Origin of the sequence: Rhodococcus sp. PML026 (assembly GCF_000963615.1) — a bacterium.
GTDB lineage: Bacteria > Actinomycetota > Actinomycetes > Mycobacteriales > Mycobacteriaceae > Rhodococcoides > Rhodococcoides fascians.
Genome location: NZ_KQ031373.1, coordinates 454,410 through 479,086, shown reverse-complemented (window position 1 = coordinate 479,086; position 24,677 = coordinate 454,410). Strand labels below are relative to the sequence as shown.

24 protein-coding genes are annotated in these 24,677 nt (G+C 64.6%); 8 read left to right on the top strand and 16 right to left on the bottom strand.

Annotated elements, in window-relative coordinates:
• Positions 1-34: 34 nt before the first annotated feature.
• Positions 35-616, bottom strand: coding sequence for a dTDP-4-dehydrorhamnose 3,5-epimerase family protein (locus VF34_RS12885; RefSeq protein ID WP_032374167.1), 582 nt, complete (start codon positions 614-616; stop codon positions 35-37).
• Complete coding sequence (gene rfbA, locus VF34_RS12880) at positions 613-1,485, bottom strand: glucose-1-phosphate thymidylyltransferase RfbA (RefSeq protein WP_032374166.1); 873 nt, start codon at positions 1,483-1,485, stop codon at positions 613-615. Before rfbA ends, VF34_RS12885 begins: the two co-directional genes overlap by 4 nt.
• Before the next feature lie 147 nt (positions 1,486-1,632).
• On the opposite strand from rfbA, the gene VF34_RS12875 reads away from it, so the two are divergent.
• The gene (locus tag VF34_RS12875; RefSeq protein ID WP_052063015.1) at positions 1,633-2,151 is read left to right on the top strand and encodes a maleylpyruvate isomerase family mycothiol-dependent enzyme; all 519 of its coding nucleotides are present in this window, start codon (positions 1,633-1,635) and stop codon (positions 2,149-2,151) included.
• Positions 2,152-2,166: 15 nt separating this feature from the next.
• On the opposite strand, the gene VF34_RS12870 is transcribed toward VF34_RS12875, so the two are convergent.
• The 3 genes from VF34_RS12870 to VF34_RS25290 are packed head-to-tail and all read right to left on the bottom strand — an operon-like array spanning position 2,167 to position 4,501.
• A complete protein-coding gene (locus tag VF34_RS12870) occupies positions 2,167-2,523 on the bottom strand; it encodes a hypothetical protein (RefSeq protein WP_032374279.1) in 357 nt (118 codons plus the stop codon).
• Positions 2,520-3,728: a WXG100 family type VII secretion target gene (locus tag VF34_RS12865; RefSeq protein ID WP_032374165.1), complete on the bottom strand. Its 1,209-nt coding sequence runs from the start codon at positions 3,726-3,728 to the stop codon at positions 2,520-2,522. Before VF34_RS12865 ends, VF34_RS12870 begins: the two co-directional genes overlap by 4 nt.
• Entirely contained in the window at positions 3,725-4,501 is a 777-nt protein-coding gene (locus VF34_RS25290) for a DUF8017 domain-containing protein (protein ID WP_052063013.1), read from the bottom strand. Before VF34_RS25290 ends, VF34_RS12865 begins: the two co-directional genes overlap by 4 nt.
• Before the next feature lie 90 nt (positions 4,502-4,591).
• On the opposite strand from VF34_RS25290, the gene rfbB reads away from it, so the two are divergent.
• On the top strand, positions 4,592-5,596 hold the full coding sequence (gene rfbB / locus VF34_RS12855; protein WP_032374164.1) for a dTDP-glucose 4,6-dehydratase: 1,005 nt from the start codon (positions 4,592-4,594) through the stop codon (positions 5,594-5,596).
• 12 nt (positions 5,597-5,608) lie between these two features.
• Here the strand turns inward: rfbB and VF34_RS12850 are convergent, their stop codons facing one another.
• The 5 genes from VF34_RS12850 to VF34_RS12830 are packed head-to-tail and all read right to left on the bottom strand — an operon-like array spanning position 5,609 to position 11,133.
• Positions 5,609-6,445, bottom strand: coding sequence for a glycosyltransferase family 2 protein (locus VF34_RS12850; protein WP_032374163.1), 837 nt, complete (start codon positions 6,443-6,445; stop codon positions 5,609-5,611).
• On the bottom strand, positions 6,442-6,909 hold the full coding sequence (locus tag VF34_RS12845; protein WP_032374162.1) for a GtrA family protein: 468 nt from the start codon (positions 6,907-6,909) through the stop codon (positions 6,442-6,444). The genes VF34_RS12850 and VF34_RS12845 overlap by 4 nt, the downstream gene beginning before the upstream one ends.
• Positions 6,906-7,847, bottom strand: coding sequence for an NAD-dependent epimerase/dehydratase family protein (locus tag VF34_RS12840; protein WP_032374161.1), 942 nt, complete (start codon positions 7,845-7,847; stop codon positions 6,906-6,908). Before VF34_RS12840 ends, VF34_RS12845 begins: the two co-directional genes overlap by 4 nt.
• Entirely contained in the window at positions 7,844-8,839 is a 996-nt protein-coding gene (locus VF34_RS12835) for a glycosyltransferase (RefSeq protein ID WP_032374278.1), read from the bottom strand. The genes VF34_RS12840 and VF34_RS12835 overlap by 4 nt, the downstream gene beginning before the upstream one ends.
• A 41-nt stretch (positions 8,840-8,880) precedes the next feature.
• Complete coding sequence (locus VF34_RS12830; protein WP_155289563.1) at positions 8,881-11,133, bottom strand: hypothetical protein; 2,253 nt, start codon at positions 11,131-11,133, stop codon at positions 8,881-8,883.
• Between the two features lie 163 nt (positions 11,134-11,296).
• Between VF34_RS12830 and VF34_RS12825 the strand changes: the two genes are divergently transcribed.
• The 5 genes from VF34_RS12825 to VF34_RS12805 all read left to right on the top strand — a co-directional run bounded on the left by VF34_RS12825 (position 11,297) and on the right by VF34_RS12805 (position 18,067).
• Positions 11,297-13,084: an N-acyl-D-amino-acid deacylase family protein gene (locus tag VF34_RS12825; RefSeq protein WP_032374160.1), complete on the top strand. Its 1,788-nt coding sequence runs from the start codon at positions 11,297-11,299 to the stop codon at positions 13,082-13,084.
• Complete coding sequence (locus VF34_RS12820; RefSeq protein WP_032374159.1) at positions 13,085-13,687, top strand: TetR/AcrR family transcriptional regulator; 603 nt, start codon at positions 13,085-13,087, stop codon at positions 13,685-13,687.
• Entirely contained in the window at positions 13,684-14,517 is an 834-nt protein-coding gene (locus tag VF34_RS12815; protein WP_032374158.1) for an alpha/beta fold hydrolase, read from the top strand. Before VF34_RS12820 ends, VF34_RS12815 begins: the two co-directional genes overlap by 4 nt.
• 137 nt (positions 14,518-14,654) lie before the next feature.
• Complete coding sequence (locus tag VF34_RS12810) at positions 14,655-16,550, top strand: glycosyltransferase (protein WP_032374157.1); 1,896 nt, start codon at positions 14,655-14,657, stop codon at positions 16,548-16,550.
• 50 nt (positions 16,551-16,600) lie between these two features.
• Positions 16,601-18,067, top strand: a complete 1,467-nt coding sequence (locus VF34_RS12805; RefSeq protein WP_052718667.1) for a glycosyltransferase family 39 protein — start codon at positions 16,601-16,603, stop codon at positions 18,065-18,067.
• A gap of 11 nt (positions 18,068-18,078) precedes the next feature.
• Here the strand turns inward: VF34_RS12805 and VF34_RS12800 are convergent, their stop codons facing one another.
• The 5 genes from VF34_RS12800 to VF34_RS12780 all read right to left on the bottom strand — a co-directional run bounded on the left by VF34_RS12800 (position 18,079) and on the right by VF34_RS12780 (position 22,219).
• Positions 18,079-18,948 carry a TylF/MycF/NovP-related O-methyltransferase gene (locus tag VF34_RS12800; protein WP_032374155.1) on the bottom strand — a complete coding sequence of 290 codons (870 nt, stop codon included), beginning with the start codon at positions 18,946-18,948 and terminating at the stop codon, positions 18,079-18,081.
• Between the two features lie 39 nt (positions 18,949-18,987).
• The gene (gene glfT1, locus VF34_RS12795) at positions 18,988-19,890 is read right to left on the bottom strand and encodes a galactofuranosyltransferase GlfT1 (RefSeq protein ID WP_032374154.1); all 903 of its coding nucleotides are present in this window, start codon (positions 19,888-19,890) and stop codon (positions 18,988-18,990) included.
• Positions 19,883-20,689 carry a galactan export ABC transporter ATP-binding subunit Wzt/RfbE gene (gene wzt / locus VF34_RS12790; RefSeq protein ID WP_032374153.1) on the bottom strand — a complete coding sequence of 269 codons (807 nt, stop codon included), beginning with the start codon at positions 20,687-20,689 and terminating at the stop codon, positions 19,883-19,885. The genes glfT1 and wzt overlap by 8 nt, the downstream gene beginning before the upstream one ends.
• 10 nt (positions 20,690-20,699) lie before the next feature.
• Positions 20,700-21,536 carry a galactan export ABC transporter permease subunit Wzm/RfbD gene (wzm, locus tag VF34_RS12785; protein WP_167669101.1) on the bottom strand — a complete coding sequence of 279 codons (837 nt, stop codon included), beginning with the start codon at positions 21,534-21,536 and terminating at the stop codon, positions 20,700-20,702.
• 104 nt (positions 21,537-21,640) lie between these two features.
• On the bottom strand, positions 21,641-22,219 hold the full coding sequence (locus tag VF34_RS12780) for a bacterial proteasome activator family protein (protein WP_027494774.1): 579 nt from the start codon (positions 22,217-22,219) through the stop codon (positions 21,641-21,643).
• Between the two features lie 175 nt (positions 22,220-22,394).
• Between VF34_RS12780 and VF34_RS12775 the strand changes: the two genes are divergently transcribed.
• A complete protein-coding gene (locus VF34_RS12775) occupies positions 22,395-23,600 on the top strand; it encodes a cysteine desulfurase-like protein (protein WP_032366782.1) in 1,206 nt (401 codons plus the stop codon).
• A gap of 73 nt (positions 23,601-23,673) precedes the next feature.
• Here VF34_RS12775 and VF34_RS12770 read toward each other — a convergent pair whose 3' ends face one another.
• Positions 23,674-24,663, bottom strand: a complete 990-nt coding sequence (locus tag VF34_RS12770) for an NAD(P)H-quinone oxidoreductase (protein WP_032366525.1) — start codon at positions 24,661-24,663, stop codon at positions 23,674-23,676.
• Positions 24,664-24,677 lie beyond the last annotated feature (14 nt).

Sequence of the window (24,677 nt, the reverse complement as noted above, 5' to 3'; positions counted from 1 at the left end):
GCACGGCCGCGGTGTCGCCCCGGCAACGACTTACTCAGAAGGTGGGCAGGTTCCCTGCTTCGAGGGCTTCGGTGAGGGTGGGGGCGGCTTTGTCTTTGGCGGAGAGCTCGTAGGTGAGAGGCGATCCGTCGCGGCCGGTGGTGGGCCAGTCGATGCCCAGGGCGGGGTCGAGGGGGTTGATGTCGCGGTCCAGTGCCGGGGTGTACTCGAGGCCGCACAGGTACATGACGGTGGAGTTGTCTTCCAACGACAAGATGGCGTGCCCGAGGCCTTCGGAGAGGAACACTGCTCTGCGGTCTACGTCGTCGATCAGCACGCTGTCCCATTGCCCGAACGTCGGGGAGCCGACGCGCAGGTCGATGATGACGTCGAGGAACGCTCCGCGGGCGCAGGTGACGTATTTCGCTTGCCCGGGTGGGTTGGTGGTGAAGTGGATTCCGCGCAGCACTCCGGCGGCGGAGACCGAGCAGTTCGCCTGCTTCAGATCCAGGGCTCGCCCGGTCGTTTCCTCGAACAGGCTCGCTTTGAACCATTCGAAGAACACGCCGCGGTCGTCACCGAACTGGCGTGGGGTGTATTCGTAGGCGCCGGATATTGTCAGTTCACGGAAGGTCATCGGTTTCCTCGGTCGATCAGGTCGAGCAGGTAGCGGCCGTAGCCGGATTTGACGAGTGTCTCGGCGCGGGCGCGTAGTTCGTCGTCGGTGATGAATCCGCGTCGCCAGGCGACTTCTTCGGGGGATCCGATCTTGAGTCCTTGGCGTTGTTCGATGGTGCGCACGTAGTTGGAGGCGTCGAGGAGGGAGTCGAAGGTGCCGGTGTCGAGCCAGGCGGTGCCGCGGGGGAGGACTTCGACCTGGAGGCGGCCGGCGTCGAGGTAGTGGCGGTTGACGTCGGTGATCTCGTATTCGCCGCGGGCGGAGGGGGCGAGGTCGCGGGCGATGGCGATGACGTCGTTGTCGTAGAAGTACAGGCCCGGGACGGCGTAGTTGGATTTCGGGGCGGTGGGTTTTTCTTCCAACGACACGGCTTTTCGGTTGTCGTCGAATTCGATGACGCCGTAGGCGGTGGGGTCGGAGACCTCGTAGGCGAAGACGGCTCCGCCGTCGATGGTGTCGAAGCGTGAGAGTTGGGTGCCCAGGCCGGGGCCGTAGAAGATGTTGTCGCCGAGCACCAGGGCGGCGGAGTCGGTGCCGATGTGTTCGGCTCCCAGGACGAAGGCTTGGGCGAGGCCGTTGGGTTCGTGTTGGACCTTGTAGGTCAGGGAGATGCCGAATTGGGAGCCGTCGCCGAGCAGTCGTGCGAATTGGTCGGCGTCCTGGGGTGTGGTGATGATGAGGATCTCGCGGATGCCGGCGAGGATCAGGGTCGAGAGGGGGTAGTAGATCATCGGTTTGTCGTAGACCGGGACCAGCTGTTTGCTCACTCCCATCGTGATCGGATGAAGCCGTGAGCCCGTGCCGCCCGCCAGAATGATTCCCCGCATGAGCCCGAAGTCTTCCAGACCCTCCGATCACCCGCTCGGTCGTGCACCTTCGTTTCCGGCGCGCGAGGTGGCAACTGCCCATAGACTCCGGCCAGCCCTGCCCCGTTCCGACGGATCCGCCCGTCGACCGAACAAAGGACAAGCCACGTGACGACGAGTAGCCAGATCGCCACCGGTGCCACTCAGATCACCGAACTGCTGGCCGCAGTGACCGACGCCGAGCGCGCGTCGGCCACGCCCTGCACGGAGTGGACAGTCGCTGACCTGACGGACCACCTGGTGCACACCGCGGCCAACCTGGTGACGATGGCGCGAGGTGGGGAGCTCGACTGGTCGGCCGCACCCGAGCCCTCCTCGGATCCGGTTCCGTTGTGGACCGCCCGGACCCGCGAACTGCTGACCGAGCTCGACGCAGGTTCACCGCTGCCGGCCGGCATGGTCGCTGCTGAACTTTCGGTGCACGCGTGGGACCTTGCGACCGCGCTCGGGCGCGGTACCGACGACTTCGACCAGACCGTGGCGGAGGAGGGGATGGTGTTCATGTCGGCCAATATGACCGATGAGCGCAGGGGTGGTGCCTTCGATCCCGAGCAGCCTGCACCCGACGGAGCAAACGCGTACGAGCGCATCGCGGCTTTTGCCGGGCGCACTGTTCGACGGTCCTGACACGTCCAGCGGCACTCACTCCCACGGGATTCGATAGGGCTGAGACGGGGCTTCGGTCGTCGATGTCGGCCATTCCGACGGCCACACGATCAGCGGATCGGCTGTGAGCTCGTCCACCTCCGGAGGCAGCGGATTCGCGTCCACCTGGATTCGTTCCCAACTGCATTCACCCGACGCGACGCGGCGTGCGTAGTGGATCAGGTCGGCCGACGCTCGCGGTGAGGACGCCACGCGGGCCAGTAGTTCCGTTGTGACGGTCCGGGTTTTCAGGTCTGCGTTCGAGGCGCGTGTACGCGTGGCTTCGAGCTCTCCGCAGGATGCCATCAGTCGGTCGTAGGCAGCGCGGGCGTGCGGAGGCAGTGACTCGATCATGCGTCCCGCCATGGTTCGTCGCCGGTGCCGACGGAGAAGTCCTCGTCCGGTGTGTCGAGTACCGGTCGGATATCCGCGGTCTTGCCCGCTTCGACGGCTTGCTTGCCGTAGTCGAGGAGGTCGTTCAGCGGCCGCAGTGTGTCGTCGATCTTCTGGCCCACCTGGCCTTCGGGGTCGCCGAGCGCGTCGAGGAACCCGCCGAAGTCGTCGACCACCTGCTCGATCTTCACAATGAGATCCTTGGTCAGATCCATTGCCGTCAAGCATATTTCGATGATGCTCTCCACCTGCCATGCAGTGCCGACCACCGGCACTTTCTTGAGCACGACCTTCAGCGCACCGCGGGCGTTGTCGACGGCCACTTCGGACTCGAGCAATTCGACGATCTTGCGGACCACTGCCAGCGCTGCGCCACGAAGTTGCTCGGCGATGGCTGTACAGATTGCGGCGATCGTTCGGCCGGCATGCCCTTCCCATCGCATTGCGGCGAGTTGTCGGTCGGCATAGTCGGTGAATGCCTGTGCGGCTGCACCGTTCCAGTGACCGTCGACGCGGCGTACTCCTGCAGCCAACGACTCGGCTGCGGCTTCCATGGCGTCGCCCGCAATCTGGTACGCCTGACCGATTCGACGGATTTCGTTCCAGTTGCCGGTGACAGGAATGGTCGCTTCGCGTAGCGGACTCCACCCGGAGAGTTCGAAGATCGTTCGGTCGATCTCGCCGAGCCACTCGGAGGCATCGGCGAGCACGTCGCGGATGTCGTCGATGGCGGGATTGGTTGGAGGATAATCGATTTTGTGAGGATGACCGTAGTCAGCGGCACCGTCGAATTCGTCTACATGCCCGGCCGCGGCGTGATCCGAACTCCCGCGGTCGCTGCCGGGTAGCGGTGGCAGAGATGTGTGGGCGTTGAGCAGGTCGTAATTCTTTCGGTCTTGATCGGCATACAACCAGGCAGCTTTGTTCAGCTCGGCCCCCATCTCGCCGCAGTTGGCCGACAGGTGAACGTGTCGGGTGCGGGTCATCTCTTGGAAGCGCGCGATATACGGACGCAGCTTCTTCAGAATTTCTCCGACCACGTTCTCGCCGAGGCCGGCGTTGTCGAGCAAGTAGTGGTGACTGGCCAGGGTATCGGCACCGATGCGATCGAGAAGATTACCGAGACCGGCGATTTCGGGTGTTTTTGCCGCGAGCTGTTCGGTCATTCCGTCGAGCTCTTCCGTAGTGAGGAGATGAGGCCTTCGACGTCTTCGTCGGTCAGTGCGTTCTCGACATCACGGTCGGCAAGCACGACGAAGACCGCGACCTCTGCGGTGGCGAAACCGGTAGTCGTGACGACGTCGAATGTGGCGCGGGGAGGAGGGCAGTACGGCGAATCCGGTATGTCTTCCACCAGGGCTGTGTAGTGGACAGCCGGAGCTCCGTCGATCTGCAGATACTTGGGGTCCTCGATGCGAACGGTGGGTTCCAGAGACCCATCTTCGTTGGTGAAGATCATCGACGCTTTCTGCACCTCTCGATAGGCGAGGACAGTCAAGTCACCGGCACGACGACCGGTCATTCCGCTGATTGCCGAAGACTCGAACTCACCGCCTTCGCAATCGAATCGTCCGTGGAGACCCATTGCGCCGTATGTTGCGGTCGATCCGTCCTCGCCGACCCACTCCGAGAATCCGTCGTTCCAATTCTCCCAGTCAGCCGGAATGTCGTAAGTCCAGCCGAATTTGGTGGCGATGGGCTGCGGCTGCCCGTCGGGTACGTCGATTCGCGGTGGCGGGCGTTCCATCGACGGAAAACCCGGCGGCAGGGGCGGCGGCACGGTCGTCGAGCCCGTGGGTTTCGGCGACACCGGTGGCAGAGCCCGTACACCCTCGTACGGTTCCGGCACTTGCGGAGCCAGCTGCGGAATTGCCCACATGAGCCCGAACAGCAGCGTTATCAGTGCCGCGAGACGGACAAGAATTTTTCCCAGACCCATTGACGTACTCCCCCCGAAGTCGAACAGAAGCTAGCACGCGCGCCCGACAAGAACGGCCCGCACGACCCTCCACCGGTAAAGTGCCTGTTCATGAGAATTCTCGTCACGGGTGGGGCCGGGTTCATCGGCGCGAACTTCGTACATCAGACCCTCGCGCAGCGCCCCGACTCCCAGGTCACCGTGCTCGACAAGCTCACCTACGCCGGCAACAAGGCCTCCCTGGACCCCGTTGCCGATCTCATCGACTTCGTGCACGGCGACATCGCCGACGCCGATCTCGTCGACCGCCTCGTTCGCGAAACGGATCTCGTCGTCCACTTCGCCGCCGAATCCCACAACGACAACTCGTTGACCGACCCGTGGCCGTTCGTGCACACCAACGTCATCGGAACCACCACGTTGCTCAATGCGGTCCTCGAACACGACGTCCGCTACCACCACATCTCCACCGACGAGGTCTACGGCGACCTCGAACTCGACGACCCGGCGAGATTCACCGAATCGACCCCGTACAACCCGTCGAGCCCGTACTCGTCGACCAAGGCGTCGAGCGACCTGCTGGTGCGCGCCTGGACCCGCTCGTTCGGGGTCCGCTCCACCATCTCCAACTGCTCCAACAACTACGGCCCGTACCAGCACGTGGAGAAGTTCATCCCGCGTCAGATCACCAACATCCTCAGCGGCTCACGCCCCAAGCTCTACGGTGCCGGGCAGAACGTGCGCGACTGGATCCACGTCGACGACCACAACAGCGCCGTCTGGGCCATCATCGACGGTGGCCGCATCGGCGAGACCTACCTCATCGGAGCCGACGGCGAAGCCAACAACCGCACCGTCCTCGAAGCGATCCTCGAAGAAACCGGCAACGCACCCGACGCATTCGATTTCGTCACCGACCGCCCCGGCCACGATCTGCGCTACGCCATCGACTCGACCAAACTCCGCACCGAATTGGGTTGGACACCAACCTATGTCGACTTCCGAGCAGGGTTGAAGGCGACCGTCGACTGGTACCGCGACAACGAGCAGTGGTGGCGACCGCAGAAGGACGCCACCGAGGCCGTCTATGCGACGAAGGAATCCGTACTGCCCTGAAAATCCGAAACGCTAGCTGCTGCGCGACATCCGATGTCGCAGCAGCAGGTACACGGCGCGCCGCATGAACGAGGTCATGAGTGCCTTGGCGTTGCCGATGCGAACGTCACTGTCGGACAACAACGTCGGGTCGCTCGCCTGGAGGGAGCGGTGGAAGTCGGCGGCCTGACGGGCCTGCTGGGTGGCAAGCTCGACGCTCCACTGTCCCGAGTTGATGCGAAACGACGCCAGCGGCTGGGGAATGGCCACGATGTCGCCGCGCAGCGCTACGGCGATGAAGGTGGCTTGGTCGATCAGGTACGGATGACTGTTGTCCCACAGTCCGACTGCGCGCAGTTCCGAGAGCTTCATCATGACGCCACCGGGTTCACCGAAGATGTTGGCTCCGGCCCGAACTGCTGTTCTCGCGGCCACTCGACCCGACGTCTTTCCCTGTAGTCCGCCGAGTCCGCGCGCGGCGATGACGGTTTTGCTGTTGGCGTCGATCAACGTGCGCTGCGCGGCGACGAGTACCGCGGTCGGATGGGCGTCGAAGGCCTGTACCTGGGCGGCGAGCGCGGTGCGGTGGATGGTGTCGTCACCGCACACGAGTTTGATCAGCTCCCCCGACGCTTCCTCGGTGACGCGATTCCAGTTGGCCTGTGCCCCGCCACCCGCGGGTGTGGTGAGGAGGCGAATGCGTGGATCGTCGTACTTCTGGGCAACGGCCAGGGTGCCGTCGGTCGACGAGTGGTCGGCAATGACCAGCTCGAAGTCCGTGAACGTCTGGGCGAGAATCGAATCGATGGTCTCGGCCAGGTATTCGGCGTTGTTGTACGCCGGGACGACGACGGAAACTCGGGGTGTCATGGTGTGGGGTCCTGGCTCTTTCTGCGAAACGAGAAGTCGCGGTAGCCGAAGAAGCTGACGACTGCCATCACTGCTGTGACGACCAATTGGGAAGGGATGGGCGGGAAGTGGAACACCGAGACGGCGAGGGTCATCAGTGAGATGTTGGCGAGGAACGCTCCGAAGTTGACCACGAAGAACCGGAGCAGATCTCTGAAGAAGTGCCCGCGAACGCGAAACACGAGGTAGCGATACATCGCGAACGCGCACAGTACGTTGCAGAGATACCCGAGCACGATGGCGGCGTGGTAGCCGTATCGCTCGCCGATCAGCAACTGCCACACGATGAACCATGCGGTGCCCAGTGCGGTGTTGACGCCGCCGACGAGCAGAAATGCGATCTTCTGATTCTTGACGATGCGCATCAGTGGTCCCGGGGCACCGTTCATGCCGGCCGGAGGCGCGGGAGTCTGCGGTTCGGTCATCGGCCCACCGCCAGTGCCTGACGCGTCGCGAACAGGGTCGAGGCGATACCCGCAGGCAGTGTGCGGTGGGTGCGTCGATCGATCTGCGGCCAGACGGTCGACCGCAGTCGTAGGTCGCGTCCTTGGAACGCCGCGAGGGGAGAGGCCGCCAGCACTACGTTGGGGCGTCGACGAAAGACCGTTCGGCAGGCGCCGAGAATGGAACCGATGGTGACGGCCTCACCCGAGGCGAAGATCTTGACGGTCGGCGCGATACGTCGTTCGGCGGACACGGCGAGGGCGTCGGCCACCATTTCGGCGGCGTCGCTGACGTAGAGGTAATCGCGCAGGGTGTCCATGGGGACGTAGATCGACACCGGTGAGGCCATCAGGTATCCGCGGCACAGGTGCGAGATCAACCCTTGAGGTTTCGCGAGATTCTGTCCCGGGCCGTAGAGGTTGGCGAATCGGCCGACGACAACGTTGACCCCGGTGCGGACGCCGAATTCGGTCGCGACCGACTCGGACTGCAGTTTTGCGAAACCGTAGTCACCCAACGGGATCGGCGGTGTTTCTTCGTCGTGTGGGGCTCCCGGTGCGCCGGCGTAGACGCCTCCGGCAGACGACGCGAGAAACACCGTTCCGGTGTCCGTGCGGTCCGCAGCGACGGACTCGACCCGGGCCAGTACGGTCCGGATCAGATCGTTCTCTTCGGCGAATTGTGCTGCGCTGGTGCCGTTCACGCCGGCTCCGGCGGCCCAGACGACGTTCCACGCGCCGGTCCGAAACGAGTCGAAGAAGGCCGAACAGCGTTGCAGCAGAGTTTCTTCGGCCAGTGATCGGTCGGACCACGGGATTGCACTGGTGTGCACGTGATGTCCGCGTCGTCGAGCTTCCCGCGTCACCGATGCGCCGAGCAGTCCGCCGCTGCCGACGACCCAGGTGTGCGTCGCGTTCACGCCGGCGGTGCGGGATCGGTCGACGGTTCGGTGCGTCCGAGCGGCCCGTTTCCAGGGTCGGTCACGATCAGGTAGGGCGGCTTGCCCATGGCGGTCTTGACGTTGACGCCGACGTACTCGGCCACCACTCCGAGTGAGAACAGGGTGGCTCCGAAGCCGAACAGCAGGATCACCATCGTCGATGCCCAGCCTCGCACTTCGGCACCGGAATCGAAGACGAAGTACGACACCAGCACGTAGGCGACGAGAACGAGGCCCAGTAGCGCGAAGGCGATGCCGATGAAGGACACCAGCCGCAGACCTTTGGTGCCGCTGGAGAGCACCATTCGCCAGAAGTGCGACAGAAGCGTCCGCAGCCGGTATCCCGATCGACGGTCCACTTCTTCTCGCAGGGCCACCGGGCTCGTCGTGACGTCGCCTGCAATCCACCCGAGTGCGATGTCGAGGTATGCCTCGGAGCCGGCGTAGGCGGCAACGGATCGACCGACTTCGCCGAGGACCAGGCGGTAGCTCTGGTAGTCGACGGTGTTGTCTCCGGCCAGAGCCTTGGCGATGAGCCACTTCGCTCCGCGTGAGGCGGCGTTGCGCCAGAGTCCGTGCGGTGCGACGTTCGTCGGCTTGGCGTAGACGACGGTGGATTGCCGGTCGAGGGCGGTATCGAGCATGCCGCCGATCGCGGCCGGGTCATGCTGGCCGTCCTCGTCCATCGTGACGATCCACTCGCCGCCGCTCGAAGCCATGCCGGCGAGGGTGGCGGGGTGTTGGCCGAAATTACGACTGAGCCACACGCCACGAACGAACGTATGCGCCTCGGTCAGCTGCCGGATCACGGCTGCGGAGTTGTCGGGTCCGTGATCGAACACGAGGAGAACTTCTTCGACGATCATCGGCCGCCCGAGGGGCGTGTAGGTGACCTGCGTCAACGGGATGATCTCGTCCATCAGCGCGCTGAGCGTCCGTTCGCCCTGGTAGACCGGAACCACGATGGAGATGCGGTGCGGAGCAGCAGCGTCGGACGTCACGAGGTCTGACCCTATCTGCTGGACGTCGTACTGCCGAACTCCGGCGCGGAGGGGCGTCGACGTCGTCGAACATCGAGTACGACCAGGCCGATCAGCACCATCACCCCACCGGCCATGGCAGCGAGTCCGAGTCGTTCACCGGGCGGCCGGAAGGTGAGTTCCAGGTCCGCTGCGTCGGTGCCGGGCGGCAGGTCGACGTACAGGAAGATATCGGCCAGGCCCTTCGTCTGCAGCGGCTCACCGTTCAGAGTGGCGGTGTAGCCGGGCCAGGCCAACCGCGAGAAGACGACGCTGCCGCCGGCGGGCGCGGAGACGGTGACGTGCTCGGAGTCCGCGTCGGACGAGATCGGTTCGGCGGAGGCGTTCACCGTCGCTACGACGCGTCCCGACGCGTCAGGAATCAATCCATCGACGCGTTCGAGGACGTAGACCTGCCGAGCGGAGTCGGGGGTGGGCGCGGTGACCCACTGCCAGCCTGCGGGCGCGGCCTCCCTCTCGGCCAGCGGATACTGCAGTTTCTGCAGTACGACGCGGTCGAGCTGCATCAGATCGGCATAGGTCTTGCCGGTGTACGGCTCGATCTCGAAGAGCCGATCGAAGGCGTCGGTGCAGGTCGAACCCTCGTGCTCGAAGCACAGCAGGTTTGCGAAATCGAGGTAGCCGACGGGGGTGTAGGCGTTGACGTAATCCAGGCCCATCACCTTGGCGGAGTTGCCGTAGACCTGCGAGTGCCACGGCAGTTGCGGGTCGTCGGGCCCGTCGGCTTCGGTCTCGGTCAGCGCACGACTGCCGAGCTGCAGCGTCGAGCCCTGCCACTGCGGGAACTGCGCCTTGGCCTCGGACTGCGAGGTGGGGAGCCACCATTTGGCGAACGGCGGTTGGTATCCGGCCACCTGGTACATCGCGATCGGCGCGATCGTGACCAGGATCAGCGCGGCGGTGGCCCGGGTGGAGAAGCGGTGGGCGAGCAGCAGGGCGAGTGCGCCGACCAGCAGGATCGCGAGCGCAGCAACGATGTGGCGGCCGAAGAACTCCGGACCCGACGAGCCGGCACGCAGCAGCAACACCAGCGTCAGCAGGCCGGCGGCGAGCAGTCGGGGCCGCAGCTTGTCCAGAGTTCCGTATCGGCTGATCAGGGTGACGACGAGGATCAACGCGACGATGGCGACGAAGGGGAGGATGCGCGCGGGCCAGCGGATGGGGCCGATATCGCTGGGGCCCGCGGTGAAGACCAGCGCGAACGCCAACAGAATCAGTGGTGCGGCCAGCTCACGCAAGGCCGCGGGCACCCGACGCCACGCGATGAACGCGAGCGCAGGGACGAGGAACCAGGCGATGTAGGTGACCGGGGCTTCGGTGGTCTCGCCTGCCCACGATTCGATACTGGTCACGGCCGTCGGGATGCTGGCGGTCAACGATTCCGACCACGGTGCCGTCAGGAAGTTGTCGTTGAACGTCCCCTCGTCACCACTGCGCCAGGTGACCGCGGAGGTCAGTACTCCCGGCAGGAAGGTGACGGCCCCGCAGGCGGCCGCGGCGATGCCGACGCTGCACACCTTCAGCGCCGGACGCCACAGGCGCTGGAACAGCCGTTCACCGATGGCGACCGAGCCGATCATGACGCCGGCCATGACCGCGGCGTGGACGTATCCCACGCTGATGGCCAGGTAGAGGAACACGAACGGCACGACGGGGCCGCTGTGGCCGCGGGCGTACTTCACCGAGCTCGCCCATGCGTTGGTGATGTACGCGGTGCCGATGAGGGCCGTCACCCACGAGGTGTTCTCGAAGAACAGGGTGAATCCGACGAACGGCGCGCTCGCGCCTGCGACGGCGGCCCAGTTCGCGCGTGCCCCGTAGACGAGCGCGACGCGGTACACACCCCAGGCCAGCAGGATCGAGAAGCCCAGTTTGACGACCGTCGCGAGCAGTACCAGGTTGTCGATCGAGGGCGAGACGTAGTTGATCGCCATCTGCACCGGGTTCCACAGTCCGCCCTGGCCTTCGACGGGATAGTTGCCCGCCATCCACTGATCGAGCACGAGGGACGGGAAGTGACCGTCGCGCATGATGCGCCCGAGTTGAAGCCAGTTGGGGATGGCACCGGATTCGGTGTCGTCGATGTAGAAGAAGCGAGGGTCGACGCTGAGCACCAGGAGATAGCCCAGCACGACGACGGCAGCAATTGCCGCTCCCCATACGAGGCGCTCTCGTCTGCTGTCGGGCAGGGAGCTGCTCGCGATCTGGGTATCCGTGGTGGGCAAGGGTCAACTCCGTGAGTTCGGGCAAAGACACCCGACTGTAGCTGTCGTCTTGCTCCCGAGCCGAAACGCCGACGCATGCATCACGCAGATGTCCGCAGGAAAGCGGCTATTGCGAGTGACCACTCTCTAAGTTACTGTTTCGTCATTCTATGACGGAGGTCACATGAACCCGAACATCCCTTTCGATGTCGTCATCGCCGGCGGAACCGTGTACGACGGATCCGGCGGCCCTGGAGTTCGGGCGGATGTGGGCATCGTCGACGGCGTCGTGCGGGCCGTGTCGTCCACTCCCCTCGAGCCGAGCGCGACGACCGAGGTGGTCGATGCCACCGGCAAGTGGGTCACGCCGGGGTTCGTGGACGTACACACCCATTACGACGCAGAGGTGTTGGTCGGGCCGGGTCTCGAAGAATCCGTCCGGCACGGGGTCACGACGGTTCTCCTGGGCAACTGTTCGTTGTCGACGCTCTATTCCACTCCGGTCGACATCGCGGACCTGTTCAGTCGGGTCGAGGCGCTGCCCCGCGATCATGTGCTGAAGGCCGTCGATGCGCACAAGACGTGGACGAGTCCCGAGGAGTACATCGCGGCACTCGAGCACCTTCCTCTCGGTCCCAATATCGCTGCATTGGTGGGTCATTCGGATCTCCGTGCGCACGTCATGGGGCTCGACCGCTCGACCGATCGCAGTCAGAAGCCCACTCGCGAGGAATGGCATGCCATGTCCGACGCGCTCGAGAAGGCGCTCGATGCCGGGCTGCTCGGAATGTCGACCATGACGAACCCGTGGGACAAGTTGGACGGCGATCGATACCGGTCTCGTTCGTTGCCGTCCTCGTACGCGCGGTGGAGCGAATTCCGTTCTCTGCACAAGATTCTGCGTCGACGCGGTCGGTTGTTGCAGAGCATCCCGAACCTGAACACCAAGTACGACATGTTGTTCTTCCTCGCCTCGGCCACCGGGGTCGGCCGCACTCCGCTCAAGATCTCGCTGCTGGCGGCGGCCGATGCCAAGGCGTCGCCGTGGATCCATCGCGTCTTCGGACCGCTCGCCCGGATGGTCAACGGCCCGGGCAAGGGCCAGTTCCGCTGGCAGCACCTCCCCACCACGTTCGACGTGTATTCCGACGGCATCGATCTCGTGGTGTTCGAGGAGTTCGGCTCCGGCCGCGCCGCACTGCATCTGCGAGAAAAGTTGGGCCGCAACGAGTTGCTGTCCGACGAGGCCTACCGCCGCTGGTTCCGTGCCGACTTCGAGAAGAAGTTCAGCTCGCGCGTCTGGCATCGCGACTTCGCCGACGCCGAGATCACCGAATGCCCCGACGCCTCGGTCGTCGGAAAGAACATCGCGGAGGTCGCGGCCGAGCGCGGTGTGCACGTGGTGGACGCATTCCTCGATCTGGTGGTCGAGCACGGCCGAAAGTTGCGCTGGCACACGACGGTTGCCAATCATCGCAAGCGGCAGATGGACAAGCTGATCAATCAGCCCGGGGTGACCGTGGGGTTCTCCGATGCCGGCGCTCATCTGCGCAACATGGCGTTCTACAACTTCGGCATTCGGTTGCTGCACCGTGTGCACGACGCGCGAAACGATCGCCGGCCGTTCATGACCGTGGAGAAGGCAGTGCACAAGCTCACCGGCGAACTGGCCGACTTCTACGGTGTCGACGCCGGTCACCTGCGGGTGGGGGACCGTGCCGATATCGTCGTGATCGACCCGGAGGGCCTGAACGAGGATGTCCTGGCCTATCGCGAGGAGACCATGCCGGAATTCGGTGGCCTGAGTCGCATGGTCAATCGCAACGACCGAGCAGTCACCGCCACTCTGGTCGCGGGCCGAGTGGTGTTCTCCGGCGGCACCTTTGCGCCCTGGTTCGGTGTGTCGGAGCGGGCCGGTAGCTTCCTGCGGGCAGGCACTCCCACGGCCCCGCGACGCCGGGAGCGTGTGTGAGTGGCGAGTCAACACCAGCGCCGAACCGAGACCATCGGAAAACTGCTCGACGCGACTATTGCATCGTTGTGCGAGAAGGGCTACGCCGCAACCAGTGTCAGTGAAATCGTCAGCCGGGCCGGGGTGTCGTCCGGTGCCATGTTTCGGCATTTCGACACCAGGCTCGACCTGATCGTCGCCGCAGCCGACGAGGTTCGTCGACGTCAGTTCGAGGAGTTTCGCCGCGGCCTGTCCGGTTTCGGGAGCGCGTCCATCGAGCACTGTCTCGAACTGCTCAGAGCAGCGTGCCGCGCCCCGATCAACGGGGCCTGGTACGAGCTGTTGACCGCCGCCCGCAGCGACGACGAGCTGCGAGAGAGACTGCAGCCGTTCACCGTTCGATATCACGAGCAGATCGCCGAACTTGCTCGTGCGCTTCCCGTTGCCGGCGTGATCGATCCGCAGCATCTGGAAACGGTGGTCTTCAGCGTCGTCCACCTGCTCGACGGCGAGGCGTTGGCAGCCGTGGTCCATCCGCAGCCCGAGCAGGAAGCCATGCGGCTGAGGATGATTGCTCACCTGCTGCGCGGTGGCGCACTGCACGCCCTGACCGACGCGGGATGACTCACTGGACGGTACGCATCGCCGGTGCTGAGCTTCCCGTCTTCGAATACGGGGACCCGTCGGCTGAGTCCACAGTGCTGCTGGTGCACGGCTATCCCGACAACCGTCACGTGTTCGGCCCGCTGATCACCGCGCTGGGTGACGCGGTCCGGGTGATCGCCTACGACACACGAGGCAGCGGAGCGTCCGTGCTGGAGCCCGCGGCAGACGTCGCCATCGAGCAGCTGGCGCGGGACGCCTTCGCGGTGGTCGAGTCGATTCCGGGCCTCACCGGCAAGGTCCACGTCTTCGCCCACGACTGGGGGTCGGTCCAGATGTGGGAGGCGATGGCCTCGCCTCGGGCGAGCACCGCATTCGCGTCGTACACGTCGGTGTCGGGCCCGAGTCTGGATCATCTGCGGCAGGTGGCGCGGGCGCGGTCGGTCCGGCCGCATCGGTGGCCGTCACTGGTGGGCCAGTTGGCCAGGTCCTGGTACGTCTTCGGGTTTCACGTGCCCGTCCTGCGAACGCGAATACCGGCTCTGCTGGCCCGACTGCAGGCCGAGGGCGAGCCGACCCCGACGGCGGCCGACCAGCAGCGCGGCATCGCGCTGTACCGGGCCAACGTGCTGCGGCGGGTGTTCCGTGGACCCGATCCGCGCTGCGTCGTCCCGACCACCGTGGTGGTCCCGACACACGACCCGATGCTGTCGACGAACCTCACCGACGGTCTCGATCGGTGGATCCCCGACCTGCGCGTCGTTCACGTCGAGGCGGGTCACTGGTGGCCGTACACGCACCCGGCCGACGCCGCTCGCGTGCTGATGGAGAGGGGGCGGGAAGGGGAGTAGGTGGCGAGCAGTGCGGCGAGCGTCGGACGGATCGGCCGTGGGCTGTGCAACCATGGTCAGTGGTCTTCTTCTCGGTACGGCCACACCTGTGATCGCTCGAACTGTCACTACTCGAACTGGATGGGGTATTTCTCGGTATGGACGGCACTGCTCTCGATCGTCTCGGTTCCTCGGACGTGCCGGCTGCCGCCGGCGGTGACGACACGGCCGAACTGACAGTTCAGAGGCTCCTGTTCGACGGCCCGTCGCCCCTGGTCAGCGCAGACATGTACAGCGAGGTCCGCAAGGGCAACGCCGAGCGCACCCGCACCGGTGTCCGGATCGCCAAGCGCAGCGTCGTACATACCAACAGCTACTTCGGACGGTTCCCGGCCAGCTACTGGCAGCGGTGGACGACGGTGACCGAGGTGGTCTTCCAGGCCACCGTTGCAGGCGCGGGCCGCGTGGATCTGGTGGCCACCGACTACAAGGGCCACCAGCGCACGATGGCCAGCACCACCGTCGATTCCGCGAACGCGTCGACGCGATTGTCGGTCCCCGTTGCGACGACGCAGTTCCTCGACGGCGGCGCTCTGTTCGTACGCTTCACCACGACGTCCAGCGAGTTGTCGGTGCAGGACGCGGAATGGACCGTCGCCGCACCGGAGAAGCTGCGTCCCACCTCGGTGGTGATCTGCACGTTCAATCGCGCCGACGACTGCGCCAACACCGTCGCTGCCATGGCCGACGATCCCATCGCTCTGCTCGGTGTCGACAACGTCTACGTCGTCGATCAGGGCACCGATCAGGTGCAGACGCGCGAGAAGTTCCAGCGCGTCGCGGCCGAACTGGGCGACAAGCTCGTCTACATCACGCAGCCCAACCTCGGCGGCGCGGGCGGATTCACTCGCGGGCTCTACGAGGTGCAGGGCAAGGGCGGCGATCCGGCCAACGTGATCTTCATGGACGACGACGTGCTGTGCGAGCCCGAGGCAATCGTGCGCATGAATTCGTTCGCGAACATGACCGTCGAGCCGGCGATCATCGGTGCCCAGATGCTGTACCTGCTGCACCCCGACCGCGTGCACGTCGGTGCCGAGGTGGCCAACCTGCAGAAGCTCGAGGCCGGAGTCCACGTCAAGAACGCGGTATCGGACAAGAGCGCATTCAAGCGCAAGCGTCAGCAGGACGTCCGCGTCGACGCCGGATACAACGGCTGGTGGTCGTGCCTCATCCCGTCGGAGATCGTCGGGCAGGTCGGCTACCCGTTGCCGCTGTTCTTCCAGTGGGACGACATCGAGTACGGATACCGTTCGCGCGCAAACGGATTCGCCACCGTCACGCTGCCGGGCGCAGCGGTGTGGCACGCCGACTTCGCGTGGAAGGACTGGGACGAGTGGCACCGCTACTTCAACCTGCGCAACGGCATGATCACCGCCGCCCTGCACATCGAACTCGACGGTAGGACGCTCGCCAAGCAGCTGTTCACCGACCTGCTTCGCTACCTGGTGTCGATGCAGTACGGCATGGCGTACACGCTGATCAAGTCCGTCGAGGACTTCCTGGCCGGTCCGGAACATCTGCTCGACGGCGGCATGGACGCGGCCGGTTCTATTCGGCGTGAGCGTGCAGCGTACGGAGAAACCAAGCGGCACAACGCCAACGACGTACCGGGGGTGCGTCCGGCCGATATGTTCATCACCCCGGCGGGCCCGACGCCCAACTCTAAACTCGAATTTGCCGTGCTCGCCAAACGCGTGCTCAACCAGTGGCGCGGCACGGTGGATCCGGGCCCCGTTGCCATCTCCGCCGACGATGCGCACTGGTGGCACGTCTCGCTGTTCTCCCACGCGATCGTCACCGACCGCTCGCAGGAGGGCGTCCGAGTTCGCAAGCGCAACAAGGCGCATGCCGTCGAGCTGCTCAGGCGCGGTGTGGCGGTACTGAAGCGACTGCGTACCGAGACACCCGCCGTGGCAGCGTCGTATCGCGCCGCAGTGCCACAGCTGACCAGCAGAGAAAATTGGGCTCGCTTGTACTCGACAGACGTATGACGTCAAGGGGCGCTCGCACCCCCGCGGTATTTGCGCCCATCGTCGGGGTCGTGGCATTTGCCATCGGCGTCACCGCTGCGTGGGTTCCGTCCTTCTGGTACGACGAGGCCGCGACGGTGTATTCGAGCCGTCGCCCGTTTCCCGAGTTGCTCGACCTGTTGCGGAGTACCGACGTAGTCCATGGTGCTTATTACGTCGCAATGCATCTGTGGGGCAGTGTATTCGGTTTTTCAGAGCTCTCGATGCGCCTGCCGAGTGCGTTGGCGGTGGGAGTCGCGGCAGCAGGGGTGGTGGTGCTGGCCCAGCGGCTATCCACAGTTCGGGTCGCTCTGCTCTCCGGCGTTGCGTTCGCACTACTGCCGAGAGTGTTGTGGGCTGCGGTCGAAGCGCGCAGTTACGCCGCGACCGCGGCTGTCGCAGTGTGGTTGACGGTGGTGTTCGTCGTTGCGCTGCACAGTCGTTCGCGATGGTGGTGGGTTCTCTACTGCGCGATGCTTACCGTATCGATAGTGCTGTTCGTCTACCTGGCGACCCTCGTCGGAGTGCATCTGCTGATCATGCTGGCGCGCCGTCGACTTCGCGCGTCGTTCTTGCCATGGTCCGCCGCTGTGGGGACGACGCTGGCGGTCACCGCCGTCTTCTTGAAGGTCGTGTTCCGGCAGGCGAAGCAGGTCGGATGGATACCCCCCATCGACGGCAACTTTCCCCGGGTTGTGCTGGAATATCAGTGGTTCCTCGGTGCACCTCTGTTCGGCATACTCGTGGGTGTCATTCTCGTTGCTGCACTGTATGTTTCGGTCACGAAAAAATCGGACTCTGCTGACTGGCGCAGCGGGCCGTTGCCAGTCGCGCTCCCATGGATTGTCGTACCGATGGCTGTGATGGTTGTCTACTCGATCGTTCGGTCGCCGATCTATCTCGACCGGTACTTCACCTTCACCACGCCGGCTGTGGCCCTGTTGCTCGGAGTCGCCCTCGATCGTCTGAGTCGGCCGCGATGGCTGTCGGTGCTGCTCGTGGGAGCCTTGGCATCGGCCGCGTTGCCTGCATATCTGCAACAGAGATCGTCATGGGCCAAGCCGTTGCAGATGGACTTCAGTGCAGCCAACGAGTTCGCTTCTGCCAATGTTGTTCCGGGAGACTGTGTTCTCTTCGGCCGCGCCGCCTGGAACCCGTCCTCCCAGCGCCTGATCGAGGATATCGATCCGTCCTCGTTCAACGGAACACGCAGCATCGGCCTCGCGAAGGACGCCGCAGACTGGGGTCAACTGTGGGACGACGAGCGCCCACTGTCCGAACTCGCGCCGGAATTCGCCGGATGCCAGGTGATCTGGTATTTCACCGACCGAGACCGAAGTGACCCCGAAACTGTGCGTTTGACGTCGAACGACACCTGGGTGTTGCCGCCGTCGAATTTCGAGAGCTCGGCCGACTACTCCGAACTTCACAGTGCCGGATTCCGCGTCGTGGAACAGCACACGGTGCACGTCACCCAGGTTGTGCGGCTGGTGCGGTAGCTCGTCGCGCGCTAGTTGTTCTTCCCGCGGACCTTGGGTGCCGTGCGAATCCGTACGACGACCTGTTCGTTGTCGGCGGTGTACCCGAGGTAGTCGAATTCGGTGCCGGTGCGTGCGACGAATTCCGTCCACGCCCGGTACTCGTGGTTGCGCCAGCCGGGGAAGTTGAAGTACTCGTCGAACACGATGACGGTGCCCACTGCGAGTCGATCGGCCACGAGGTCCAGCACGGTGACCGTCGACGAGTACAGGTCGGCGTCGAGGTGCAGGAAGGCCAATTTCTCGTGGTGGCCCTTCAGGAATCCCGGCAGCGAATCCTCGAACAGCCCCGGGACGATCTGTGCGCCGGGCACTTCGGGGATCGTGTCCTGCTCGAAGAGTCCCTTCGGAAAGCCCGTACGCCAGGTCTCGGGTAGGCCGGAGAACACGTCGAATCCGGCGACGACGGTGATGTCCTGACGCGACGCCAATTCCTCGGCGATGATCTCGAGCGTCGTCCCGCTGGCCACTCCGAACTCGAGCGCCATGCCGCGGATGGAGACCTCACCGAGTGCGAATCGCAGCGTGGCGTGCGGCCGCAGGAAGGTCGGGGCCTCCGGCATCATCTCTTCGGCGAACTCTGCGCTCTGGGCGGCGGCTTCGACGTCGGAAGCGTACGGAATGTCGCGACGCATCCGCATTTCGAGACCGCGAATGAAGGCGTGCAAATCGTCGATCTCACGTCGTTGACGTTCGAGGACGTCGAGCAATTTCGCTTGCTGATCGCTGGTCTGCTCGGCCAGCTGCGCGGTCTGCTGCGCCAGAACCTCACCGATTGCTCGTTGAAGTTTTTCTCGAGCCGACGACTTGATGCGATCCGCGAGCTTCCGAGGTTCCGTCATGGGCACACGGTAGCCGGTGGGGACGCGTTCGCAAACACGTCAGGGCTTACGAAAGTGCTCTCGACGGCCGAGTCCGCGCAACCGGAACCACTCCGCCAGACCGCGAGGATTCCTGGTGGTGATCAGGAAGAACCAGGTGAAGCGAATCCACTCCTGCGGCAACAGCTTTCGCATGCCTGGCTGCGACATCAAGTAACCGCGGTTGCGGTAGGTGAAGTACCGCTTGGTCGCATCCTCCGGGTACTGCGTGTGCATCCGCCCACCGAGGATCGGCTTGAACTCCTCGGCCCCGTTGGGGTGGACGTACGCGGCCGTGAGACACGTTCCGAACTTCAGGCCCGAGCGCTGCAATCGGCGGTGTACCTCCACCTCGTCGCCGCGCACGAACAGCCGCAGATCGGGCACGCCCACCGCATCGATCGTCGACGCCTTGAACAGGGCACCGTTGAACAACGACGCGATGCCTTCGAGCAGATCGTCGTCCGGATTCTCCGGGTCGATCAACTCCGAGCGAAGACGACGCCACTCGACGCCGCGTCGCAGCGGAAACGCCAAGCGATCCGGATCCTCGATGTCACAGACGACGGGGGAGACCTCGTCCAGTCCGTGCGCGAGCGCACAGTCGTAGAGGGTCTCGAGCACCTTCGGGCCCTCGGGGCGGCCGTCGTCGTCGGCGAGAAACACCCAGTCTGCACCGAGCGAGAGGGCGTACAGAATGCCGAGCGCGAATCCGCCTGCGCCACCCAGGTTGTGCTGCGAGCCGAGGTACGTCGTCGGCAGGGCCGTCGAGTCCACCAATTCACGGACGGCCGGCTCGTTCGCATTGTCGACGACGACCAGATGATCGAGCGGACGCGTCTGGGCACCGATGACGTCCAACGACAGAGCCAACAACTCCCGACGCTTGTGCGTGACGATGACCCCGACGATCTTGTCAGGCACCGGCTGTATCTTCCCGCTCGATCTCTTTCAAGATCTGCGCGACGTGGTCCCCGGCGTCGTCGCCGTCGTATGCCCGCACCACGTCCTCGATGCCGCCCTGCTGGCGAATCTGGCCGTGATCGATCCACATCGCGGTGTCGCACAGCTGAGCCAGGAATTCGTTGGAGTGGCTGGCGAACACCAGGATTCCCGAGCGCTTCACCAACTGCTGCAGTCGGTGCCGGGCCTTCTTCATGAACTCCGCGTCGACGGCACCGATGCCCTCGTCGAGCAGCAGGATCTCCGGGTCGATGCTGGTGACGACGCCCATCGCGACGCGCACCCGCATACCTGTGGAGTAGGTGCGCAGCGGCATGTCGAGGTAGTCGCCGAGTTCGGTGAAGTCGGCGATCTCGTCCATCTTCGCGAGCATCTGCTTGCGCGTCTGGCCGAGGAACAGCCCACGAATGATGATGTTCTCGTAACCGGAGATCTCCGGGTCCATTCCGACGCCCAGATCGAACACCGGCGCGACGCGGCCGCGGATGGTGGCGCTGCCTCGCGTTGGCTCGTAGATGCCCGAGAGCAGCCGCAGCAGCGTCGACTTGCCGGCGCCGTTGTGTCCCACCAGGCCGACGCGATCGCCGTCCTTCAGGTTCATCGTGATGTTCTTGAGGGCTTCGACGACGACGACGTCGGAGGAGTTCCGGTCGATGGCACCGCCGGCTTTGCCGAGGAACGCCTTCTTCAAGGACCGCGTCTTGGCGTCGAAGATCGGGAAGTCGACGCATGCGTCATGAGTACTGATGCTGATGGACAACTGCTGACCCCTAAACCCAGTAGGGCACGCGGGCCCGGTACTTCTTGAGAGCGACGATGGCCAGCGCCCACCCGACGACGGTGAACCCGAGCACGATGTACCAGTGATACGCCTGCTGGTCCTCGCCGATCAGAGGGGCCCGGATGATGTCCAGGTAGTGGAAGAGCGGGTTGATCTCGACGAGCTTGGCGCGTTTCGCGGCCTCGCCGCCCATCTGCACGAGTCCCGAGGTGGTCCACACGATCGGCGTCATGAAGAACATCAGCGTGACGAAGCTGCCGAGGATCGGGGCGATGTCGCGGTAGCGGGTGGCGATGATGCCAAAGAGGATCGACACCCACACCGCGTTGAGCAGAATCAGGACCAGCGCCGGGATCGCGAAGATCACGGTCCAGTGCAGTCCGCCGGGCGGCCAGAAGATCGCGATGATGATCACGTAGATCAGCAGGTTGTGGCCGAGCAGCAGGAGCTGACGCCACACCAGGCGATACACGTGCACGCTGAGCGCACTGGGCAGCTGCTTGATCAGACCCTCGTTGGCGACGAAGACGTCTCCGCCCTCGAGAATCGCGGCACTGATGAGGTTCCAGATGATCAGGCCGACCGTGACGTGCGGCAGGAACTCGCGCAGATCGATGTCGAGAAGCACCGAATACAGCAGGCCCATGGCGATGGCCTGCACGCCGGTGGCGATGGTGATCCAGAACGGGCCGATCACCGACCGTCGATATCGCTGCTTGATGTCCTGCCAGCCGAGATGCAGCCACAGCTCACGCTGGTTGAAACCGGTCCGCAGATCGCCGAACGCGCGCCGATAAGTCTGTGAGTCCGAAACCGGAGCAGGCATCTGTTCTCCTGCCTCGCTCTCGGGATCCTTCGCTGGTGCCGACACGACGGTCGACACTACCTGTAATCGACCATGCAGCTCATTTTGCAAGCGTGTGTGTGGTGTTACAGGTACTGGCCGGTACCGCTGCCGTGGCCGCCGCCCGGTGTGGGCATGACACCGGGCGGCAATGCGCCCTGACGCATCTGCTCGAGCTGGGCCCGTGCGGCCATCTGCTGAGCGAACAGTGCCGTCTGGATGCCGTGGAACAGTCCTTCGAGCCAGCCGACGAGCTGAGCCTGCGCGATCCGCAGTTCGGCGTCGGTGGGCACGACGTCGTCGCCGAACGGCAGCACCAGACGCTCGAGCTCGTCGCGCAGCTCCGGGGCCAAGCCCTGCTCGAGCTCCTGGATGGACGATTTGTGGATTTCCTTGAGCCGATTGCGGCTGGCGTCGTCGAGAGGTGCCGCGCGCACTTCTTCGAGCAGTTGCTTGATCATCGTGCCGATGCGCATCACCTTGGCGGGCTGTTCCACCATCTCCGAGAGGTCCGATCCGTCGGACGACTCCTCGTTTGCCGCCGAGCCGGAAGCGCGGGCTGCAGCAGCGGTGGCTTCCTCACGGCTCAGTGCGAGTGGCTCTCCGTTGGGGCCGATCACGACGACGTGATCGCCGGGTGCATTGTTCGACTCGGATTGCGTCATGCATCCATCTTTACGCGTCGCCTGCCGTTGCGCGATCGACAGGGGCGATTATCCTGGTTCGGTCGTTCGCAACCGGGGTGTCAGGAGGATCGAAGCGTGCGTTGTTGGCTGCCGTTCCCTGGGGAAACGGGACGTGAAACACACCCTCGGCGGGTCGGCGCTTAGAGTGTCCGGCATGGGGTACGACGTCGCACGGGTCAGAGGGTCCATTCCCTCCCTCGGCGACGGGTGGATTCATTTGGACCCTCAGCTGGGAATGCTGATTCCGGATCGCGTGTCGACGGCCGTCTCCACGGCGTTCCGGCACAGTGCGTCCAATCATTCGGCCGGCAACATCGCCGCCAAGCGGAGTGCTGCTCTGCTCGAATCCGCCCGCGTCGCAATCGCAGATCTGGTCGGTGCCTATCCGTCCGGGGTGGTCATCGGACCGGATCGGGCGACGCTGCTGTCGTGGCTCGCCGATTCTCTGAGCTCCCGGCTCGGGCTGGGAACCGGCTTGGTGCTCTCACGTCTGGACGAGGAAGCCAACGTTGCGCCGTGGCTGCGGGTCGCCAGCCGAACCGGCGCACACGTGCGCTGGGCCGAGGTCGAGATCGATACGTGCGAGCTGCCCACGTGGCAGTTCGAGGAACTCATCACCTCCACCACCCGGCTCGTCGCGGTCACCGCGGCGTCGCCGATCGTGGGTAGCGCTCCCGACGTTCGCGTCGCGGCGGATCTGGTCCACGAGGTCGGTGGACTCATCGTCGTCGATGCCGCCGGAGCAGCCCCCTACGCACACGTCGACATCAAGGAACTCGGAGCCGACGTCGTCGCGATCGACGCGGCCGCGTGGGGTGGGCCGTCGGTGGGTGCGCTGATCTTCCGCGATCCGACTCTGCTCGACCAGTTGCCGTCGATGTCGCTGAACCCGTCGGCGAAGGGGCCGGAACGGCTCGAGGTCAGTGGTCACCAGTACGCGCTGCTGGCCGGTGTCGTGTCGTCCATCGACTACCTGGCCAACCTCGACGACGCAGCGACGGGGACCCGACGTGAGCGGCTGGAGCTGTCCATCGGGTCGCTGCAGCACTATCAGGATCGACTCTTCGAGCATCTGATGGCTGCGCTCGCCACCCTCGATCACGTCATGGTGCTCGGCACTGCGCCCACGCGTATCCCGACCGTCAGCTTCACCGTCGACGGTATGCCCGCGGTGAAGGTGTCCGAGCAACTCGCGCAGGCTCGCATCGGCAGCGTCAGCGGGGTCCACGGTGGCAGTCGTCTGCTCGACGCCCTGGGCGTCAACGACGAAGGTGGTGCCGTCACCATCGGACTCGCTCCCTACACCACCCGGTACGAGATCGATCAGCTCGTGAAAGCTCTCGCTGCGCTCGCCCTGTGAGAGCGGCTGCGCCGCACGTGCACGGAACTTCGTAGCCCACTACGAAGTTCCACTCACGACCCTTGGACGCACATCACTGCACGCGCAGGATGACCTTCCCGATCGTCTCGGCGTCATCGAGCATTCGATGCCCTTGTGCTGCTTCGGTTATCGGGATTTCGGCATGCACGACGGCGGTGACCCGGCCCTCGGAGATCATCGGCCACAGGTGTGCGGTCATGTCGGCGACGATGTCGGCTTTGCTCGACGGTCCGGTCTCGGGGCGTCCACGCAATCCGGCCGCGTGTACCGAGCCGCGCTTGGCGATGAGCTTGCCGAAGTTCAGCTCACCCTTCACGCCGCCCTGCATTCCGATGGTGACGACGGTGCCGTCCATGGCGAGCGCGTCGAGGTTTCGGTCGAGGTATTTAGCGCCCATGTTGTCCAGGATCAGGTCGGCTCCGTGATCGTTTGTCTGTGAACGGATTTCGGTGACGAAGTCTTGGTTCTTGTAGTCGATGAGGATGTCGGCGCCGAGGTCCGCGCACATGTCCAGCTTGTACTTGGATCCGGCGGTCACGGCGACGGTGACGCCCATCTGTTTCGCGACCTGGATTGCGTGCGTACCGATTCCGCTGCCGCCGCCGTGGATCAGCAGTACTTGGCCCGAACGCATGTGCGCATCCATCACCAGGTTGGACCACACCGTGGACGCGACCTCCGGAAGTGCTGCTGCCACATGGAGATCGAGGCCCGCAGGGATCGGGAACAGCTGGGTGGCAGGCACGGCGACCTGCTCGGCGTACCCGCCACCTGCCAGAAGCGCGCAGACCCTGTCGCCGACGTTCCAACCGCTGACGCCGTCACCGAGCTCGGAAATGATTCCCGAGCACTCGAGACCGAGGATCTCGCTGGCACCCGGGGGCGGCGGGTAGTTGCCCTGACGCTGCATCAGATCGGCACGGTTGACGGCGGTGGCGGAGACGTCGACGATCACCTGTCCGCGGGCCGGTCGTGGATCGGGAACCTCGGTCCACTCCATGACGTCGGGATCGCCGAATTCTTTCAGTGTGATTGCACGCATGCATCCATGATGCG

Bases quoted from the DNA above. Each gene is read 5' to 3' on its own strand.
- VF34_RS12810 (WP_032374157.1), top strand. From the start codon at position 14,655: ATGGACGGCACTGCTCTCGATCGTCTCGGTTCCTCGGACGTGCCGGCT.
- VF34_RS12775 (WP_032366782.1), top strand. From the start codon at position 22,395: ATGGGGTACGACGTCGCACGGGTCAGAGGGTCCATTCCCTCCCTCGGC.
- VF34_RS12885 (WP_032374167.1), bottom strand. From the start codon at position 616: ATGACCTTCCGTGAACTGACAATATCCGGCGCCTACGAATACACCCCA.
- VF34_RS12815 (WP_032374158.1), top strand. From the start codon at position 13,684: ATGACTCACTGGACGGTACGCATCGCCGGTGCTGAGCTTCCCGTCTTC.
- rfbB (WP_032374164.1), top strand. From the start codon at position 4,592: ATGAGAATTCTCGTCACGGGTGGGGCCGGGTTCATCGGCGCGAACTTC.
- VF34_RS25290 (WP_052063013.1), bottom strand. From the start codon at position 4,501: ATGGGTCTGGGAAAAATTCTTGTCCGTCTCGCGGCACTGATAACGCTG.
- wzm (WP_167669101.1), bottom strand. From the start codon at position 21,536: ATGCCTGCTCCGGTTTCGGACTCACAGACTTATCGGCGCGCGTTCGGC.
- rfbA (WP_032374166.1), bottom strand. From the start codon at position 1,485: ATGCGGGGAATCATTCTGGCGGGCGGCACGGGCTCACGGCTTCATCCG.
- VF34_RS12770 (WP_032366525.1), bottom strand. From the start codon at position 24,663: ATGCGTGCAATCACACTGAAAGAATTCGGCGATCCCGACGTCATGGAG.
- VF34_RS12850 (WP_032374163.1), bottom strand. From the start codon at position 6,445: ATGACACCCCGAGTTTCCGTCGTCGTCCCGGCGTACAACAACGCCGAA.
- VF34_RS12780 (WP_027494774.1), bottom strand. From the start codon at position 22,219: ATGACGCAATCCGAGTCGAACAATGCACCCGGCGATCACGTCGTCGTG.
- VF34_RS12800 (WP_032374155.1), bottom strand. From the start codon at position 18,948: ATGACGGAACCTCGGAAGCTCGCGGATCGCATCAAGTCGTCGGCTCGA.
- VF34_RS12845 (WP_032374162.1), bottom strand. From the start codon at position 6,909: ATGACCGAACCGCAGACTCCCGCGCCTCCGGCCGGCATGAACGGTGCC.
- VF34_RS12825 (WP_032374160.1), top strand. From the start codon at position 11,297: ATGAACCCGAACATCCCTTTCGATGTCGTCATCGCCGGCGGAACCGTG.
- VF34_RS12865 (WP_032374165.1), bottom strand. From the start codon at position 3,728: ATGACCGAACAGCTCGCGGCAAAAACACCCGAAATCGCCGGTCTCGGT.
- VF34_RS12870 (WP_032374279.1), bottom strand. From the start codon at position 2,523: ATGATCGAGTCACTGCCTCCGCACGCCCGCGCTGCCTACGACCGACTG.